The organism is Luteolibacter sp. Populi, from assembly GCF_040801775.1.
Classification (GTDB): Bacteria; Verrucomicrobiota; Verrucomicrobiia; order Verrucomicrobiales; family Akkermansiaceae; genus Haloferula.
Genome location: NZ_CP161812.1, coordinates 2285778 through 2304550, shown reverse-complemented (window position 1 = coordinate 2304550; position 18773 = coordinate 2285778). Strand labels below are relative to the sequence as shown.

The following is an 18773-nucleotide window of genomic DNA, read 5'->3' as shown; positions in this document are numbered from 1 at the left end:
GGATTTATTCGGCGGGCACGGTGGCCGCGATCGCGGTGGCTGCCGGCCGGAATTCGCGGTCGGGGATGCTGCGGAGGTTCATGCGTTTGGTCACGGGATCCTCGTGCACCAGCACCAGCCAGCGCCGGTCGCGGCGCACCGCGCAACGGGTCTCGGTCAGGCGGTTCCAGTTGCCCTTCTCATGGAACTCGAACTTCGCCCCCTGGGTTGCGCCCTCATCGCCCTGAAGTTCGATGTCGCCGGTGCCGCCCGACTTCACCTCCGCGAAGCTGCGTCCGATCGCTCCGCGCACCGCATGGCGCGATACATTCACCAGGCGATAGGTGCCCTTGCGGAAGTTCTCCCGGCCGTAGTCGATCGCGAAGGCCTGATAGGGCTCGCTGCTACCCGCGGCTGCGGGCAGCAGCACCACCAATGCCTTCTTCAAACCGGCGGGGATCTTCACCTTGGCTGCGGCCGCCGGCCCATCGGTCCGCTGGATCACCGCTTCCTCACCGCTGACGGCGAGCGACTGGGGCTCGGTGATATTGGCCGTCGAGAGCTTCACGGTCGCAGCCTTGTCGCCATTCGACACCCGGATGGACTCCGCGCCCGGCGCATACTTGAAGCAGTAGAAGGAAGTCTCCACCGTGCGGATTTCAGGAGCTGCCGCGGCGGGTAGCGCGAGGGCAAGGATTGCTGCCAGTGTCTTCATGGTTTCGTGTGTGTTGGAGAATTTCAGATTTCAGATTTCAGATCTGAGATTTCAGATCTCCGTGGCCTTGAGCCAACGGAAGGAGATGACTTCGATGCGCCTGCCGAAGCGCTGGTTCACGAGGCTCTCCGGAGCCGCCTCCGCCTTGTCGGCGGGATCGATGAACTCCGGCACGCGCTGCACCGTCGCCTCGCACCAGGCCTTGACCTTGTCCCTGCCTTCCCCCGCCTCGCCGTAGGCGCGGATGCGGAAGGTATCGCCGCGGGCAAGCAGGAAGGGCGCGAGCGGGGTGAGCAGGTCGGCTTGGTTCAGCACGCCGGGTGCGCCATCGGCGGTGTTGCCGCCACCGGGCAGGTCGTGTGCCGGGTCAAGCACGGCGGTATTGATGCCGGCGCGGGCGATCGCGGCTTCGAGCGTTCCTTGCTTGGCATGCTCGCCATCACCCGGGCGGCGATTGACGAACTCGGCCAGCGATTGGAAGGGTCCGCGCTCCTTGACCTCCTCCACGATCTCCTCCGCAAGCCGCCCGATCTGCTGCTTGGTCAAGCGCCGGTAGCCATTCCACTTCGCATGATCCGCATTGCTCCCCGCCGACTCGTAGTCACCGGCGACCGCGGGCGAATGACGCTGCACGGCGAGGCCGTCGCCTTCATCGAGCTTCAAATTGCCGTCCTCAAGCCGTGGCGCGTCCTCGCCGAAATTCGCTGCCAGCACTGCTTGCCACGCCGCGACGCTGGTTGAGTTCACGTTGAAAGGACCATCGATCAACAAGTGCGCGGCGATCTCGCGGTATCCCTCGTTCGAGGAAACCAGCCGGTCTGCGAGTTCCTCCGGATCGCCCGTCGGCGGCACGGCGGCGAAGCGCCTGTTAGGCAGGACCTTGCTTTCGCTGAAGAAATCCTTGAGCAGATCCTTCGCCTTCCGCTCCTGCTGGCCCGGCAGCGGAGGATGGGTAGCGGCACTCGAGAGGAACCAGCGGTCGAAGAGCGCGTTGTTCGCCAGGTAGGAGTGATCGAGGTAAACCCGGTTCCCCGCGCTCGAGCGCACCCGGTCATCTCCCAGCAGCGGCGGCGCGAAGGAATTTGCCACCACCTGGCTGCTCAGCGGAAGCTGGCCGCCGGCATTCAGCGGCGCATGCCGGAGCTGCGCCAGCGAGTGCGCCGGTGCCAGCGGCAGACTGGCGTAGGTGGCGAATTCCACGCCGCTCTGCGCATAGATCCCGGGTCCGCCGTAGCCACGGTTCGCGGTGTTGCTGATCTCGATGGTCGGGCTGTTCGGCGGCCAATCGGTCATCACTTCCCACTTGAATTCATACTGGTGGTTCGCGAAGTCCTCGGTCTGGTCGATGCCCTCGCTGGCATAGAGATTGGTCGGGGAATTGTTGAGCCAGGAGCGCGAGGGGAATCGCGAGTCGCGCTCGGTCTTGGTCTGGAAGGTCGCCAGCAGGAAGGGCTCCTTGAAGCGCAGCGCGTGGCGCGCCGGATTGAGCCCGCCGGTGCTGCCCTTCGGAATGTCGGAGGCTACCACCACGGTCGGGAGTTCATCCGGCGAAAAAGGGGGAGCAGTTCCTCCTCGCGGTCGCCGTAGTCCAGCTCGATCCCGCCTAACAGCCGGGTCACGTTCCCGCCGCCGAGGGAGTATTTCATGAAGCCGGTGATCTCCTTCCCGCCGGTCTCCTTGAAGTTATCGATACCCGCGCGCTCCGCTTTCACTTCGAGCCCGATCCGGTCGCCGCCTTTCACCGCGATGGTTCGCACGGTCTTGCCATAGTCCTCGCCGGAGGACGCGCCGTTGTTGTCGACGAAGATGTTCTGCGTCGTCACGCCGCCGACTTCGGGGTCGCTGGCATTCCCGGCGGGCGGGTGGAAGCCGGGGCGCAGGTTCACGCCGGTCAGGTTATATTCGTGGCCGCCGTGGACCTTGTGGTTGTGCGCGGTGAAGACCACGTGCTCGCCGGGTGCCAGCACTCGCGCATCGGAGCCCTCTTCCGGCAGGATGTTCAGCCGGTAGAAGCGCGCCTGGCGGGTCTTGAAATCCTCGGGCGTGTGGGCATTGGTGATCTTCGTGTACTCCGCGTTGACCAGCTTGCCGTTCTTGTAGATGCGGTAGGCCAGCGGGATGCGGTAGAGTTCGACCCGCGCACCGCTGAAGCGCAGCGGCACATTGTAGGGATTCCACAGCGTGATGACCGGATCGATCACGATCCAGGTGATGTATTCGTCGCGCTCTTCCGGCGGGCTGGTGCGGGCCGCGCCATTGGACCGCATGTTCGCCAGGGTGTCGCCGTTGTAGCCGAAGGCGACGCTGAAGACGAACTGCGCCTTCGCGACCACCGGGGCGATCTGCTGCTCCGAGAATGCCTTGTGGCGCAGGAGTTGATTGCCCGCGGTGGCAGCAGTGGGCCGTGCCGTGACCGAGGTCACCGCCGAATCAAAGACCGGAGAACTCCCGCTGCCCAGGCGCGTGTAGGAGCGGTAGTGCGACTGCAGCAGGCTCCACGCGGGGTCCGGGCTCGGCAGCGGGTTCGCCCCGTTGAAGCGCGCCGGGATCCCTGCCAGCGGCGCATCCGCATCCGAGTAAAGGAAGCGTGATGAGAACGCCGCAGGCAGGGTGGGGGAGTCGAAGAGCCGGGAGAGATCGCTCGCCAGCCCGCCTTCCGCCGCATTGCTCAGGAGCCCGCGGCTGCCACTGGTAAGATCGTGGAAGCCCGCGCTCTCCTTCCTCAAGCCGGCGAGCAGCGTCTGGCCCGTCGTGAGAAGCTTGGCATGCTCCGTCTTCTCGTCCGCCAGCACCGACCAGTCCGCGGCCTGCACGGCGCTAAAGCCATACCCGGGTGCCGCAGAGGCGCGGTCGTAGGCATCGGCGAAGGTCTCGCTCTTCTTCGTGTCCTGCGTGACCGATGCCTTCTGCGATTCATCGAAGACCGTCCAAGCGAAGCCTTCCCCGCTGCCCCCGACCGGCACCCGCGCGGCTTCCACCGCTTTCTCATCCTTGAAGGCACCGACCAACTTGATCGGCTCGCCGGGGAGCTCGCCCTCGGCGAAGCCCTCCTCCTCGGCATCGCTCTGCTTCGCAGTGGAGCTGAGCCAGCCCTTGAAGCGGTCGGCCTTTTCCTTCTGCCAATCCGGCGCGCTGCCCTCCCCATCCCACTTCCAGCCTTCCCACACACCTGTCAGATGCGGGCGGGCCTTCGGCTTGTTCGATGAAGCGGTCACGCGCTGGTCGGGCCCGGCCAAGGATTGTAAACGGCCGATCGCCATCTGCAGCGCCAGCCGCGCATTCGCCCGCGCCTTCTGCGCAGCCGCCTCGCGGGTTGTGGTCCGCAGGCTCACTACAGAGAGCGAAAGCAGGCCGACGGCGAGTATCACCAGCAGGACCACCAGGGACAGGGCCACGACAAGGGCGAAGCCTCGCGGTGCTTTTTGGATCGAAGGGGTGGTCATGGCTTTGATGGGAAGGGAAGCGGTCGGCCCGGGATCACGGCTGGTCCTCGATCCGCACGAACTTGCGCGTGACGCCTGGGGTGATTGCGATCGTCGCGGTGCCCGCTCCCAGCGCATCCGTGGTCACGGTGCTGATGGCTTCGGTGAAGCCGCCTTCGAGGGTCTCCGATCCCTTGACTGCATAGCTCGTCGATGCCGCGCCGCTGAAGTTCACCACCAGATTTCCCCCTTGGACCACCGAGGAGAGCACCTTAAGCGGCACCGCTGCGACGTTGATCGTGATGGTCTGCGTGAAGGTTCCGCCCGGTCCGCTGAAGGTGATGACGTAGGTCGTGGTCACCGTCGGCGACAGCGTCTCCACACCATTGCCACCGACCAGCGTCACCTCGCCGATGCCATTGTCGATGCTCACCGAGGTGATGTCCGGGCCGACCTTGATCGTGAGATCGGTTGAGCCGCCGGGCGCGATCGTCGCCGCGCTGCTGCTCACCTGGATCACTCCGGAAGTCTCGTTCCACCACGCCCCACGGTGCGCCGGAATCCTGGAATCGTCCGTTTCGCCATTCGCGTCCGGATCGTCGAGCAGGGTGTTGTAGATCACCACATCGTCGATCTCGCCGCGCCAGCGGTCGGCAGTCAGGGTCTTCTGCGCGCCGATATTCCAGACGCCCGCCGAAGCTTCGAGGACGAACTCCGGATCGAAGCTGCTACCATCGGGATTCTGGCCATCCTTGGTCGTGCCGACAAGTTGGCCATCGAGATACCAGCGGATCTCCGTGTGTAGCGCATCCACCACCACCACCAGGTGCGCCCAGACTTCTTCGGCCAGCTTGCCATCCGCATCCTTGCGCACGCCTTGGCCGAGATAGGTGCGGGCGGTGCCGTCGGCATCCGATACCGAGAGCAGCACGCGGCCGGTGCCTTCAAGGTCGCCTTGGCTGACAATGGCACGGTTGGTGCCACCGATGGTCGGATCGCGGCGCACCACGCTTTCAATCGTGAAGCCCGGATCAAGCTGGCCGGGGTTCAGGATCAGGTCGCTAACCACCGCGCCGTTCGCGTTCAGGGTGATCGCGCCATCCACCACACCCGTCACGCCGCTGATCGGAGATCCGTTGCGGGTGCCATTGTGCGGCACGGCATTGTCGGCGGAGTCGGCGAAGAGTTCCGAGCCTTCGATCTCGTTGAAGCGGAACCAGGCGACCGGGGCATCGGCCCGCACCGCGGCGGCGAAGGGCCCCTCGGCATCAAGCGTGTCCGTCACCTCCGTCGTGCCGGTGCTATTCACCGCAGTGAGCGTGAAGCTCGTCGCAGCACCCGCTTCCACATCGGCGAAGCCTTGCAGGGTGGTCGGCACATAGATCTCCGTCCCGCCCGCGCTGACGGCGAGCGTCGTCGGATTCGGAGCCTCACCTTGGGAAACCTTCCAGTGCAGGCGCACCAGACCCGGCGTGCCGAGCTTCGTCACTTGGAAGCCCTTGGAAATCGGAGCCTGGTATTGCAGCGCCGTCACCGTGATGCTGCGCGTCGTGCTGCCACCGGGACCGCTTGCCGTGACCTCATAGGTCGTGGTCACCTCCGGATTCACCGTGATCGTGGAAGTACCGTTTTGCGGCGGAAGCGATCCCACCCCTTGGTTGATGTCCACCGAGGTGATGTCCGCACCCACCCTCACCGTCAGTTCCACCGGATCCCCGGCGCTGGCCGTGGTCTTCGAGGCGCTGAAGTCGAGCAGCCCGGCGGTTTCGTCCCACCAGGCATCGCGGTGCGCCGGGAGGCGCGAGTCCGCCTTGTCTTCGTCACCGTTCGGATCGTCGAGCACGCTGCGATAGACTGCGAGCTCGTCGATGTGGCCCTTCCAGAAATTCCCCGCGAGCGCCTTGCCGACGCCGATGATCCAATCGTCGGTCGCTGCTTCCAACACGAAGTTCGGATCGAAGGTGCTGCCGTCCGGATTCACGCCGTCCGCGCTCGTCCCGATCTGGACGCCGTCCAGATACCAGCGGATCTCCGTGTGCTGCTTGTCCACCACCACCACCAGGTGGGCCCACGCGTTGTCGTTCAGCTTGCCGTCCGCCACTTTCGTCGTGCCGCCGCCGAGATCGGTCAGGATCTTGCCGTCCGCGCTGGAGGCCAGTTGAATTCGCCCGGTGCTCCCGCGTTGCCCCAGGATCACCGGATTCCCTCCCACCACGCCGGGATCCCGCCTCACGATCGCTTCGATCGTGAAGCCGGAATCCAGCGTGCCGGGATCGAGAGCCGACGGGGTGGTGACGCCGCTGCCACCGTCGAAAAGCGCCGCTCCATCCAGGAAGCCCGCGCTGCCGCTCGGCGATTGGCCGAAAGTTCGTCCGTTGTGGGGCGTCACGCCCTCCGCTGAGTCCGCGATCAACTGCGAGCCCGCAGCATCATTGAAACGATACCAGGCCACCGGCGCATCCGCGCGGACTGCGGCCGTGAAAGGCGACTCCGCCGCCAGCGTGATGCTCTTGTCCGTCACGCCATTGCCGTTGGTCGCACTGAGCGTGAAAGAAGTCGCCGCGCTCGCGGGAAGATCCTGGAAGCCCTCCAATCCCGTAGGCGTGTAGATCCCGGTCTCTCCGGCCTTGATCACGATGCTGGTGGGGGAGGGTGCTCCACCCTCGGTCACGCGCCAGTGCAGGCGGATCTGGTTGGTCGTAGGCAGCGTCGTCACCTCGAAGCCAAGTACGGCGGGTGGCGTAGGAATCGGCGGCGTGACGCCGTTGGCATTCCAGAACAACGCCCGCACGATCGTCCCCGTGAAATTCTTGGTGAGGTCCAGGTCGAAGGGAGCCCCGAGATTGCTCCCCGCATTGCCGCCCGCCAGCCCGCCCACCGAGGTGGTGCTGATCTTGCCGACGGACAATGTGTCGTTGCCCGACCAGTTCCCGGGGTTGCCCGAAATCACATGACGCGAGGTCGCCGGGCTTCCGCCGTCCGGTTTCACGACCAGTTCGACGGTGTTAACATGATCCCAGGAAGCGGAGAACGAATAGGTGGTGCCCGCGTTCAGCTTGCCAATCGGGCTCTGCACCGCGATCGCCGGCTGCGTGGTATCGTTCAGCGATCCCGGCACCGTCACGTCGTTCGAGCCTTGCTTGGAGAGCAGCGTCGGCACGCCGTCGATCAGATAGAGGCCGAGGCCGTTGGAGCTCCCGCCGATCTCGATCAGCAGCACCGTCCGCGCCGCGGTTGGAGTCGCAGCAGCGCGGTCGAGGTCGGCCGCCACCGGGGTGAAGGAGATGTTGAAGGTCGCGCCCAGCACGTGCTGCGGATCGGCCAAGGCGGGGATGCCCGACTTGCTGCCCGCCGTGCCGCCATCGTCCACGATGCCCTTCTCATCGCTGTCATAAAGCGCGTCTTGAGGATCCAGTTCAACCAGCACCGCCCCGCTTGTCAGGGAGGACAGCACCGCCGCAGCCGCGGCAAAACGGGAAACATAGTAGGACGAGCGGCGGCGGCGCCCGGCATCGCTGCGGTGGGCGCGGAGCAGCGCGTCGGTGGGCGAACCGGTCTGCAAGACCCCCGTGAGCGAGCGGCGCGTGGCCAAGGCCGGGGTGATCAAATGAAGTTTGTGGAGCAACATGGTAAGGTATCGAATTCGAGTAAAAAGGTCCCTTGCGGGGCAGCGGTCAAAAAACTCCCGAAGCGGGAGTCAGGCGGCTCAAACGGAGGGCCGGGTTACCACGGCGGACTCGGGAAAAACCCAAGAATCCCGCGTCCGCCGTGGCTTTCTCATGCAGTCTTCCGGCGAAACCCAAGACGCCGGGAGAGACCGCGAGACCATCCGTTTAACCACCGGAAAGCAGCGAGAGCGGAGCCCGGAGGCATTCGCAGAGGATGATCTCGTGCGATGACTTGCGGGGCGCGCTAGCCGCCAGGCCTGCGCATCGACACGAGGTCGCGGCGGCGGGTGGCTTGGTGAAGAAGTGGTGGAGCGACATGTGCAGGGAAGCGGTTTTAATTCCTCGCGGGGGTAATGGGTTTGTCCCGTTCCTCGCGGCTCTTTTGCCAACTTGCTCCCCTGCGCGGGGTGGCTCGAAATGCTCGCCGGTGCTGCCTTGCAGATCCGGGTTGCGGCTGACGGCGGGACTAATGCCCACTAGTAGGTGGGAGATCAAGAGGAAAGTTCAGAAAATCTGAAGATGGCATTCCCGTCACCTTTGCTGCGGTGCAACGCTTGATGGAGGCTGCTTATCGGAGGTCGGCTTGGACCCCGAGGGATGAAACCCATTCTCGAATGCCTACCTGCGATGTAGGGCGTGAATCAAATTGGGAGAAAAATCTCTTGAAGTGATACAGATGAGCTGTATCACCTGTCTCGCCTAATGTTGCCGTTCGTATTCCATCTTCGCGAGGGTGAGCCGGTCTCGGATCAGATCGTCCGGGCGGCGCACCATGCGCTCGCCAGCGGTGACCTGAAGGAGGGCGAACTCTTCCCCTCCACCCGCGCCCTGGCGCAGCAGCTCAAGATCTCGCCGACCACCGCCAACAAGGTGGTCTCGCAGCTCCGGGAGCTCGGCTTCCTCGCCAGCCGCCCGGGCATCGGCATGGTCATCCAAGCCCCCCACCTGCCGGATGTGGGCGAGCGCCTCGCCCTGTTAGAGCCGGCCGCCCGTCGCTTCATGGACGAAGCCCGCGCCCTCCACCTGAGCGTCGACGACTTCGAGGCGCTGCTGCGCCGCATGGAAACTCCCAACCCGCCTCCGCCATGATCACTATCCGCGATCTCCATAAACGTTTCGGCCGCCACGATGCCCTGCGCGGCGTCGATCTCGAAGTGCCGCAGGGCAAGGTCACCGCCTTCCTCGGCCCGAATGGCGCGGGCAAGACCACCACCATCAAGTGCGCCATGAACCTGGTCGATCGCGACTCCGGCGAAGTCAGCGTCCTCGGCACCGATGCCCGCCAACTCGCCCGCCCGCAGTGGCAGCGCATCGGCTACGTCTCGGAGAACCGCCAGCTCCCCGGCTGGATGACCGTGCCGAAGCTGATGAACTACCTGCGCCCGATGTATGGCGCGCACTGGGACCGCGATTTCGAGAAAAAAATGACCGCCCTCTTCGAGCTACCGCTCAAGACTCGCCTCGGCTCGATGTCCCGCGGCCAGCGCATGAAGGCCGCCCTCCTCTCCGCCCTTGCCTACCGCCCCCAGCTCGTGGTTCTCGACGAGCCCTTCTCCGGCCTCGACGCGCTGGTGCGCGACGAGTTCCTGTTAGGCCTCCTCGAGCTAACCGAGGCCGAGGGCTGGACCGTCTGGATCTCCTCCCATGATATCGAGGAGGTCGACCGCTTCGCCGACCGCGTTGCGATCATCGACTCCGGCCGCGTCGATCTCCAGGAAGACGTCGACACCCTGCGCGAGCGCTTCCGCAGCGTCGAGCTGTGGTTCGATAGCGAGCCGGTCCTGCCCCCCGCCGTTCCCGAGACCTGGCTGAATCCCCAGGTCGCCGGCCGCACCATCCTCTTCAGCGATTCGAACTACGATGAATCCCGTAGCGCCACCGTGCTCTCGCATGTCTTTCCCGCCAGCCGCCGCCTCGAGGTCCGCCGCATGACCCTGCGCGAGATCTTCGTCGCCCTCGCCCGCAGCTACCGCACCAAAAACTCCTGAAGCCATGCCCCATTCGCCGCTCACCCGCTTCCTGGCGATCCTGCTCGTCGTCGCCTTCGCCGTCGTCATGTTCTGGCCGGAGGAGAGTGCCTACGCCGCCGCAGGCTACTCCTTGGGGGGCCTCATGCTTGCGCTCGGAATCTTCACCTGGAGCGCCGTGCGCGGTGCTCCGCCCTTCGATGACCACGCCTTCCACCGCAGCCTCCCGCCCGGCGATGGGGCGGCCTTCCGGAGCGTTCTGGGAATCCACCTGCTCATGATCGGCGGCTTCGTCCTGATCGTCCTGGTGCACTGCCTGCGCTACGGCTTCGGCTGGCGCGCGATGACCTATGGTGCCGCTGCGGTCACCCTCCCGGTTCTTGCTCTCATCTCCCTCGTGGGGATCATTTCCAGCGTCGCCTCCGCGCGCCAACATTGGCGTCTCTTCGCATGGACGGCGGTCGTTTTCCTACCGCTGCTCTGCATCTACTGGGTCCGCTGGGCTACTGGAGGACTCGATGGTGAAAGATGGGGCTGGAACGAAGTCTATTTTCCTGCTGTTCGGACAATAGTCCTCACTGCTGCCGGCCTCTATCCTCTGATCTGGTGGCTGGTCGCTGTCCGGCGTCGCAAGGTGCTCGGCTTGGTCTTCGGTGCGGCCACCGGAGCCTTACTTCCTTGGCTCTTCGTTTACGGTTACTTCGTCCCGGTACCTCCTTCTCAGCTCGATCCCAGGGGAGGGGCAGCCAATCCGAATCCAGGCCTGCAGCTTGTCCGTAAAACTATCCCTGAGGACAGCGGACAGTGGCTCCCGCTTTCCGAATTGTTCGAGGTGAAGGGGCTGGCCGAAGGCGAGTTTGCGAGCCTGGAATACCTGACAGTGGACCTCGATTCCAAAAACCGCGGGCACACGCTTGTTCCGGTCTGGGAAACGCGAGAGTCGACAGGCGACGTTCCATGGTCAACCCGGATGGTACGTCCTGTCACCATCCGCAAGCTCGACGGTCGCATCGTATGGGGCGAGCAGGGGGTCTGGGAACATCTCCGTACCAGAATTCCTGCCACCGGGAGCTTCGGATATTGGAGCCGGGGGAGGTCTTTGGACGCCACCTTGGCCATTTCGAAACCTGGCCGCGAAGTGAGCTATACCGGAGCATCCGGCCACGGCAATTTCACCTATAGGGACGATCGCGCCGGGCAGTTGATGATGCGGCCATGGAAGACTGCTGTCGCCAGGATCACCCGCTGGGCCTCCCTGGGAGATTGCAGCCTGACGGAAGGCGGATCGTTTCGGATGAAAGACGGAGGAACTTTGAAGGTGATCCCTTTGTCGCAGAACGGGCTCAAACAGGTTGTCACCTTCAAGATGTATAACGAAAGCCTCAGTGAGACGGACGGGCCGTGGTTCGGCCCCGCCTACCGCGGGTTTCACGATCTTGATGATGCCCTGAAGGTCGTGATGGTAGACGCCTCGGGAAAACATGCCTTCGCGCTCGATACCTTGTCACCGCAACCCGGCGCGAGGATCCTGCTTGGCGGCTATTACGAGTGGTCCTTTGTCGTAAGCCCGTCCGGGGATCTGGAAGAGACGAAGCGCAACGAAATGATGAACGGCGCGCGCCTCTACCTCTTTCTGCCCAAGATCGATGAGGACTACCGCACGATCACCATGCCGCCGCCGTGACAGCGGGAGCCCGCGGCCACCCTACCTCAGCAGCTTCCCCTCCAGCTCTTCCAGCGGCACGCCCTTCGTCTCCGGCATCATGAAGCGCACCCAGACCAGTTGCAGCACCATCATCCCCGCGAAGAACGCGAACACCCAACCCGGGTGAAACCTGTCCACCATCTTCGGGAAGAAGGTCGTCAGCAGCGCCGCGAAGATCCAGTGCGTGAAGCTCCCCAGCGATTGACCCGTGCCGCGGTGCTCGTTCGGGAAGATCTCCGCGATGAACACCCAAATCACCGCGCCCTGACCAATCGCATGCGCCGCGATGAACGCGAAGATGCACACCGGCACGATCGAGTAGTTTCCGGAGAAGAAGGCCCACGCCACCATCCCCAGCGACGCGATATATCCGAATGACCCGATATAAAGCAGCGTCCGCCGTCCCAGCCGGTCGATCAGCCACAAGCCCACGAAGGTAAACACCAGGTTCGTCACCCCGATCCCCACCGATTGCAACAAAGCCGCCTCTTTCCCCAGCCCCGTCATCTCGAAGATCCGCGGCGCGAAGTAGAGGATCGCATTGATCCCGGAGAGCTGGTTGAAGAACGCGATCAGGAAGGCCAGCAGGATCGGCACCTTCAGCCGTGCCGACCAGAAGGCTCCCTTGGCGTGACCCGCCGTCGAATGGCTCGCGATGCTGTCCGCCGTCGCCTCGATCTCCGCCGGCGAGGCATCGGGAGTCATCTGCTTCAGCACCGCGATCGCCCCGCTGCGGTCCTGCCGGCGGCTGATCAGCCAGCGCGGGCTCTCCGGCAGCAGCAGGCTCATCACCATGTAGATCGCGGAGGGCACCGCCACCACTCCCAGCATCCAGCGCCACGCATCCTCGCCGATCTTGCCCAGCAGCGCATTGGAGAGGAAGGCCATCAGGATCCCGAAAACGATGTTGAATTGGAACATCCCCGCCAGCCGTCCGCGCTTCTCCGGCGGCGCGATCTCCGAGATATACATCGGCGCCACCACCGTCGAAACGCCGATCCCGATCCCGCCCAGGAAGCGTGCGATCGTGAAGGTCATCACGTCCGGCGCGAATGCCGAGCCCAACGCCGAGACCAGATAAATCGCCCCGATCCAGAACAGCGTCTTCTTGCGCCCGAAGCGCTCGGTCGGCCAGCCCCCGAAGAAGGAACCGAGCACGGTCCCGTAGAGTGCCGAGGCGATCGCGAAGCCGTGCATCCCCTCGCTGAGATTCCACAGCTTCTGGATGGTTTGCTCTGCGCCGGATATGACCACCGTGTCGAAGCCGAAGAGAAATCCGGCAAGCGAGGAGATGATCGACCAAAGGGTGACCTTGTTCATGGATGGGTTTTTACGAGAACTGAAAACTACTGGCCGCGGAGGGTAGCCGCGTCACGCGCTCGCAGGGAGCGGTAAATCTTTACGGAAGCGCGCGCGGAGATATTCCGGCAGGGCAGGAGTGGCACCATGGCAACTGCACACATACGCGGCGACCTCGTTGGCCACCTCCGAGATCGCATCCAGCGGCCAGCCGCCCAGCAGTCCGAGCGTGGTCGCTGCCAGGAAGGAATCGCCCGCGCCCACCGTGTCGCGCAGTTCCACCGTGCAGCCGGAGTGCTCCGCCCATGCCGCGCCATCGTGGAGGATGCTGCCCTCCGCCCCGAGCGTGCAGGCAATCAAACGCAGCTGGTAGCGCTCCGCCAGGGAGGCCAGTTGCTGCTTCACCGCACCGCCGATCCCGAGGATATCCACGATCTTCGCCAGCTCCCCGTCATTCAGCTTCACCACGTCCGCCAGCTCCAGCGAGCCCAGCAGCATCTCGGTCGTGAAGAAAGTGCCGCGCAAATTCACGTCGAAAATCCGCAGCGTCCCCGGCCCGGCACAATCTAACAGCTCGCGGATCGCTCCCGCCGAAGCCGCCGAACGCTGCGCCAGCGTGCCGAAACACACCGCGTCCGCCGCCGCGAAAGCCTCGCGCCCCGCCGCATCGGCCACCAGGTGATCCCAGGCCACATCCGGATGAATCGTGAAATGCGGCTGGCCGTCGGCCATGACTTCCACGCTCACCGATCCGGTCGGACGCACCGGATCAATCGATACCGCGCCACGATTCACTCCGTGGGATTCCAAGCTATGAAGCAGGCGCTCGCCCTCCGCATCATTGCCCACGCGGCTGACCAGCCGGGCATCCGCGCCCAGCGCCGCTGCATGGCAGGTGAAATTCGCGGGCGCACCGCCCATCGCGGCCCCGCCGGGAAACAGATCCCACAGAAATTCACCGATGCCGACTACGAGCGGTCGGCCCGATACAGGTCCGTGGGGTTTATCCGAGTGACGAAGGTCCGGCATGAAGAAGTCGCTTTTGAGGAGAAGTCGTGAGAAGGCCCCGCATTTGAAATGCGGGATCGGGTTCGCCGCTAGCTTCCTGGCATGACAGGTCGGCTCACCTGTCACCCCCCCGAAATGCTGCCAGCGACGGGCGGCCCCACTGGGAGCGCCGTGGCACCGCCCGGCAGAAGCCACCCCGACGGCTGGCGATATCACCATGATGGAGTGGAGATTGCCGCCCCAATGGTGCCAACCGACGGACGGGCAAATGCAGTTTCCGTTGGCTGCCCTCGTGTCCGCCCGGAAACCCCTTTTCCCGTAATGACAAGTATTCCGTCCTGCCAATGACGAAATACCCGCCGACCTGCAAACTCATTGACGGCCCGCACTCACCGTCCTGTCATCGATTAAACCCATGGAAACCCCGTCAAGCTCCGTCACTCGCTTCCCGGAGATCGCCCGCCAGCTTCGCGAGGAAATCCTCTCCGGCCGCTACGGCGCGGAGGGCCGCATGCCCAGCGAGGCCCAATTGGTCCGTCGCTTCGGCGTCTCCCGGCCCACCGTCGCCCGCGCCCTCCGCGTCCTCGCCGACGAAGGCCTGCTGGAGCGCCGCGCCGGCTCCGGCTCCTTCGTCCGCCAGGGCGTGAAGAGCGGCGCCGCCACCAGCAAGCTCCTCGCCCTCCTCGTCTCCGGCCTCGGCAATACCGAGATCTTCCAGCTCATCTGCGGCGAGATCGCCAGCCTCGCCCGCATGCACGACTACGGCCTCGTCTGGGGCGGCTCCGATCAGCCCCGCCTCGATCCCGAACTCAGCCTCAAGCAGACCGAGCAGCTCTGCGGCCAGTTCATCGACCGCCGCGTCGCCGGCGTCTTCTTCGCCCCGCACGAATTGGTGAAGGAAAAGGAAGCCGCCAACCGCGAGATGGCCGTCATGCTTCGCGAAGCCGGCATCCCGGTGGTCCTCCTCGATCGCGACCTCGTGCCCTTTCCGAACCGCAGTGACTTCAACCTCGTCGGCATCGATAACTTCGCCGGCGGCCACATGCTCGCCGAGCACCTGCTCAAGCTCGGCTGCCAGCGCATCCACTTCGTCGCCCGCCCGCATTCCGCCCCCACCGTCGAAGCGCGCCTGGCCGGTGTCCGCGAAGCCCTCGCCCGTTGGAACGTCCGCCCGGAACCGAACTGGATCCACATCGGCGAGTTCGAGGACAAGAAGTTCGTCCGCAACCTCACCGGCCCCGCTCGCGCCGATGCGTACGTCTGCGCAAACGACCACACCGCCGCCATGCTCATGCGCGAGCTTCACCAGGCCCGCGTCCGCGTCCCGGAAGACGTCCGCGTCGTCGGCTTCGATGACGTGAAGTTCGCCACCCTCGTCTCGCCCCCCCTCACCACCGTCCAGCAGCCCTGCCGCGACATCGCCCTCACCGCCTTCCGCGCCATGATGGATCGCCTCTCCGATCCCACGCTGCCCGCCTGCCAGCTCACCCTCACCCCGCGCCTCGTCATCCGCGATTCCTGCGGCGCCTACCTCCCGCGCCCCACCGAAGTGAGCAGCGAGAACCTCTGGAAGCAATAGCCCCCGGGAGGGCGGACTTCAGTCCGCCCGTCTATCGGAGACACCCCTTAAATCGGCGGCGGAATCGCTCCCGCAGCCCCGGACACCCGCTCCCATCCCGCTCTCGCTGCTTGCCGCGCCCGCGGCCAATCCAACCGCGAGTCCCCCTTCTTCTCCTCCCAATCGGTCCGCATCGCATTCTCCGCCGCCTCGAAGCTCGAATTGTAGCGGTTCGGCCCCTCATACCCCAAGCGATACGCGGGCGAGTAGTCCTCATAAGTGAAATCCTCCTCCGCGGCGAAGCCCTGCTCGGTGTGATGCTCGCTCCAATAGCGCTCCTCATCCGTTGGACTGATCGTCGCCGCCGTCTGGTGTCCCAGCGCGCCGCCCGCCACCGCGCCGACGACCGCGCCAATCGTCATGCCCACCGGCCCGCCTGCCATTCCCGCGGCAGCCCCCGCCAAGGCTCCGCTGGTCGCACCGATGCCGGTGCCCACCGGGTGATCGATGGTCGTATCCGTGATGTCGTCGATCTCGCGCTCTTCGTCCGGGGTCAATGCTTCAGGTTTCATGATTCGCGTGGTTAGGTTGCTTGCTTCCGTTTTCGCAAGCTCCATGCCACCGCCCTGATGCCTCTGGTACAAGCACTAGCGGTGTCCTCGTATCATTTGATAGCGCATGCTGCTCCCTGTGGATTGCAGATCGCCAACGCTAGCGGCACGACCCGCGCGGACAGCTCTCCCACTGGGAGCGCGGAGCCTCCGGCCCGCAGAACGGTCCCCAACATCTGTTAGCTCACCAATGCTGCCAAACCGCCAAGCTCCGCCCCCGCCTTCCCTTCAAACTTGGACGTTCGATGTTGGACGGTCGATGTTCGATGTTTTCCTCCCCCCTTTCCTGATCACTGATCACTGATCACTCGGCACTCTGCCTTTCCCCCGCGCCTCGCGTTTCGTTCGCCTTAAAACCCCGGCATCTTCGCGGCTTCTTTCCCTACCTCACCTCATTCCTCTCCATCACCCCCCGGATCTCCTTGGGCGAAAGCGCCCCTCCGAAGATATACACCTCATCCACCCCGCCCCGGAAGAAACGCCCGTGGGCAATCGAAGGCGACCCCGGCCGATCCGTGATGTTCCTCCCGATCCACACCCCGTGGTTCGCATTCACATCCGTCTTGATCGGTCGCAGTGTGCGCCGCGTGATTTCCTCCATCCGCCCGTCCACATAGGCGATCACATGTGTCCCGATGTCCGGGCTCGAGCCGCCGAAAAGCACCACCGCCACATGGTGCCACTTCCCGTCGCGCAGGTCGGTGCTGCCGACCAGGTGACCCAGATGCGTGCCCACCCGGACCCGCCCGACCAAGCCTTCCTCCTCCAGCGGATTCAGCGAGACCTGCCACACCCCGCCCGCATTGTAGCTATCGAAGCGGCCCCAGGAAACGATCGCGAAGCCCTCCTTGGTCGAGAGATCCGCCGGTGCCTTCACCCAGAAACAGACCGTGCGTGGATCGCCGCCCTCGATCCCCGGGAATCCGCTCTCCGCGAAGGCCGACTTCCCGTCGAAATCGAGCCCGCCCTTGATGCGGCCCTCACCCCACGCGGGACCACCACCTCCCGCATCTGCCAGCAGCTTCAAGTCCATCGGACCCTCCGGCATGCCGCGCGAATCCGCCGCGGAAAGGGTGCCGCTGCCCTCGTCCATCGCCCAGTGCACATACGGCGCGGGGCTTTCCGAGCGCGGTGGCAGCGCCGTGTAAAAGGACGCATCCTGGCGCTCGGTCGCATTCTCGCCCAGCAACAGCGTGTCGCCCTTCTTCACCGCCGTGCTCTTGCCGCGATCCGCGGATTGCAAGGAGACGTCCGCGCCCATCGCCACCAGCTCCAGATCGGAGCCCTTGTTCACGGAGAGCGCGTAGTCCTCGTCCGAGCGCACGGAGCCCCTCGCCGTCGAAACCGTGTAGTGCCCGTCCTTCGCCGAGGTATGAACCACCATCCTCCCTTGGTTCAGTCGCGCTTCACCTGCGGACAGCACCTGAATATCCGCCGGACCTTCGACAATCATCGTACTTCCCTTCGCCCCGCGCATCTCCAGGATGCCAGAGCTGAAGTGGATCCTCGCCCCGGCTCTCACGCCTTCGCCTTCACTCAAGTCGCGTCCTACTTCCCAAGTCACCGTCTCCGCCCGCAGCACCGTTGCCACCGGCGTCGACTTGAAGAACAACCAATTGCTCGCGAAGAGTGCCACCGCAGCCGCTGCCCCCGCGCCGATCCCGCGCATCCAATTCTGCCGCGTCTGCAAGCGCTGCCTCACCCCGCCCACGAAGCTCTCCTGCTCCTGTGCGCGCAGGAATTTCATCGTCTCGTTCACACCACGCTCGCGCGTGAACTCGTCCTCCGCGGCGATCCCTAGCATCGCATCGATCGCCGCCAGATCGGCCAGCCGCTCCGCCGCTGCGGGATCGTCCAGCAAGCGCCGGATCTCCTCCTCGCTGCCATCACCCGCCAGAATGCGGGCCAGGATCTCGTCGTCCTCCTTCATCCTTCCGCGATTTCGATTTTCTTCCGCACACAGTCCGCCAGCACCTCGCGCAGCCGGTGGAGCTGCATCGTCAGTGCCGAGTAGCCCCGCCCGCTCTCCGCGGCCAGGTCGCGCACGCTTTTGCCCTCCACGTAGCGTTCGTTCAAAAGGGTCCGCGAGGGCCCCTCGACCCGCCGCAGGCAATCCGCCAGCGCATCGAGCGAATGACCGGAGATGGGGATGCCGCCTTGCTCGCTGTCCATCAGGCGGCCCAGCTCCTCGCTGCCGCCCACGCACTCGTCGCGGCGCTTGCGCACGTGATTGCGCAGGTGGTTCTTCGCAATCGTCTTGAGCCACGGCTCCAACTCGCCCTCGCCGGTGAACTGGTGGATCTTCCGATACGCCGTCAGGAAGGCCTCCTGCGCCAGGTCGTCCGCCTCGCTCCAGTCCGCCATGCGGGCCCGCAGGTAGGCGCGCAGCCAGCCCTGGTGGCGGCGCACGATTCCGCTGAAGGCGTCGAGGTCGCCTTGGCAGCTCCTTTCCCAAGCGATGCGATCGTCAGAGTCCATGGGTCCTCTCCATGATGTCGCCAGTTCACTGGAATATCACAAAAATCTTCACCGACCCCGCGGTGTCCGGCCAGCCGCGCCGCTTCTACCGGAGTTCCCGTGTCCCCCGAAACGGGGCACCCCCCGCCCCCCGGAACGGGACAGGGGGTGGTGCCCCGAACGGGACACCCCCCGTCCCCCAAAACGGGGCACAAAGGTACTCCCATTAAGGGTACCCCCATAAGGTACTCCCCTGAAGGTGCGGCAGCATCGGCAAAAGATGTGTTACGTGGGAAGCTCTGGCACATGAGGCGGTGAACCCACGAACGTCGAATTTTGAAGGGAAGGCAGAGGAGCGGAAGTTGGGAGTCCGACGGGAGCTTG

At 64.8% G+C, this 18773-nt stretch carries 13 protein-coding genes; 4 read left to right on the top strand and 9 right to left on the bottom strand.

The window, feature by feature from the left end:
• Positions 1–4 precede the first annotated feature (4 nt).
• The 4 genes from ABWK72_RS09125 to ABWK72_RS09110 are packed head-to-tail and all read right to left on the bottom strand — an operon-like array spanning position 5 to position 7744.
• Complete coding sequence (locus tag ABWK72_RS09125) at positions 5–694, bottom strand: hypothetical protein (RefSeq protein ID WP_367874478.1); 690 nt, start codon at positions 692–694, stop codon at positions 5–7.
• Positions 695–745: 51 nt separating this feature from the next.
• Positions 746–2224 (bottom strand): hypothetical protein, encoded by a 1479-nt coding sequence (locus ABWK72_RS09120; RefSeq protein ID WP_367874477.1) that lies wholly within the window; start codon positions 2222–2224, stop codon positions 746–748.
• Positions 2215–4137: a hypothetical protein gene (locus tag ABWK72_RS09115; RefSeq protein ID WP_367874476.1), complete on the bottom strand. Its 1923-nt coding sequence runs from the start codon at positions 4135–4137 to the stop codon at positions 2215–2217. The genes ABWK72_RS09120 and ABWK72_RS09115 overlap by 10 nt, the downstream gene beginning before the upstream one ends.
• Positions 4138–4171: 34 nt before the next feature.
• On the bottom strand, positions 4172–7744 hold the full coding sequence (locus ABWK72_RS09110) for a LamG-like jellyroll fold domain-containing protein (protein ID WP_367874474.1): 3573 nt from the start codon (positions 7742–7744) through the stop codon (positions 4172–4174).
• A gap of 742 nt (positions 7745–8486) precedes the next feature.
• Here ABWK72_RS09110 and ABWK72_RS09105 point away from each other — a divergent pair.
• Genes ABWK72_RS09105 through ABWK72_RS09095 form a run of 3 tightly spaced genes read left to right on the top strand, consistent with a single transcriptional unit; the run spans position 8487 to position 11435 of the window.
• Complete coding sequence (locus ABWK72_RS09105; RefSeq protein ID WP_367874473.1) at positions 8487–8873, top strand: GntR family transcriptional regulator; 387 nt, start codon at positions 8487–8489, stop codon at positions 8871–8873.
• Positions 8870–9772 (top strand): ABC transporter ATP-binding protein, encoded by a 903-nt coding sequence (locus ABWK72_RS09100; protein WP_367874472.1) that lies wholly within the window; start codon positions 8870–8872, stop codon positions 9770–9772. The genes ABWK72_RS09105 and ABWK72_RS09100 overlap by 4 nt, the downstream gene beginning before the upstream one ends.
• 4 nt (positions 9773–9776) lie before the next feature.
• Positions 9777–11435: a hypothetical protein gene (locus tag ABWK72_RS09095; protein ID WP_367874471.1), complete on the top strand. Its 1659-nt coding sequence runs from the start codon at positions 9777–9779 to the stop codon at positions 11433–11435.
• A gap of 21 nt (positions 11436–11456) precedes the next feature.
• Here the strand turns inward: ABWK72_RS09095 and ABWK72_RS09090 are convergent, their stop codons facing one another.
• A complete protein-coding gene (locus ABWK72_RS09090; RefSeq protein ID WP_367874470.1) occupies positions 11457–12776 on the bottom strand; it encodes a sugar porter family MFS transporter in 1320 nt (439 codons plus the stop codon).
• Positions 12777–12827: 51 nt separating this feature from the next.
• Positions 12828–13784: a PfkB family carbohydrate kinase gene (locus ABWK72_RS09085; protein ID WP_367874469.1), complete on the bottom strand. Its 957-nt coding sequence runs from the start codon at positions 13782–13784 to the stop codon at positions 12828–12830.
• Between the two features lie 394 nt (positions 13785–14178).
• On the opposite strand from ABWK72_RS09085, the gene ABWK72_RS09080 reads away from it, so the two are divergent.
• Positions 14179–15342: a GntR family transcriptional regulator gene (locus ABWK72_RS09080; protein WP_367874468.1), complete on the top strand. Its 1164-nt coding sequence runs from the start codon at positions 14179–14181 to the stop codon at positions 15340–15342.
• Between the two features lie 47 nt (positions 15343–15389).
• Here ABWK72_RS09080 and ABWK72_RS09075 read toward each other — a convergent pair whose 3' ends face one another.
• From ABWK72_RS09075 to ABWK72_RS09065, 3 genes are all read right to left on the bottom strand, one after another.
• Positions 15390–15893, bottom strand: coding sequence for a hypothetical protein (locus ABWK72_RS09075; protein ID WP_367874467.1), 504 nt, complete (start codon positions 15891–15893; stop codon positions 15390–15392).
• 421 nt (positions 15894–16314) lie between these two features.
• The gene (locus ABWK72_RS09070) at positions 16315–17862 is read right to left on the bottom strand and encodes a LamG domain-containing protein (protein ID WP_367874466.1); all 1548 of its coding nucleotides are present in this window, start codon (positions 17860–17862) and stop codon (positions 16315–16317) included.
• Positions 17859–18410, bottom strand: a complete 552-nt coding sequence (locus ABWK72_RS09065; protein ID WP_367874465.1) for a sigma-70 family RNA polymerase sigma factor — start codon at positions 18408–18410, stop codon at positions 17859–17861. Before ABWK72_RS09065 ends, ABWK72_RS09070 begins: the two co-directional genes overlap by 4 nt.
• Positions 18411–18773 lie beyond the last annotated feature (363 nt).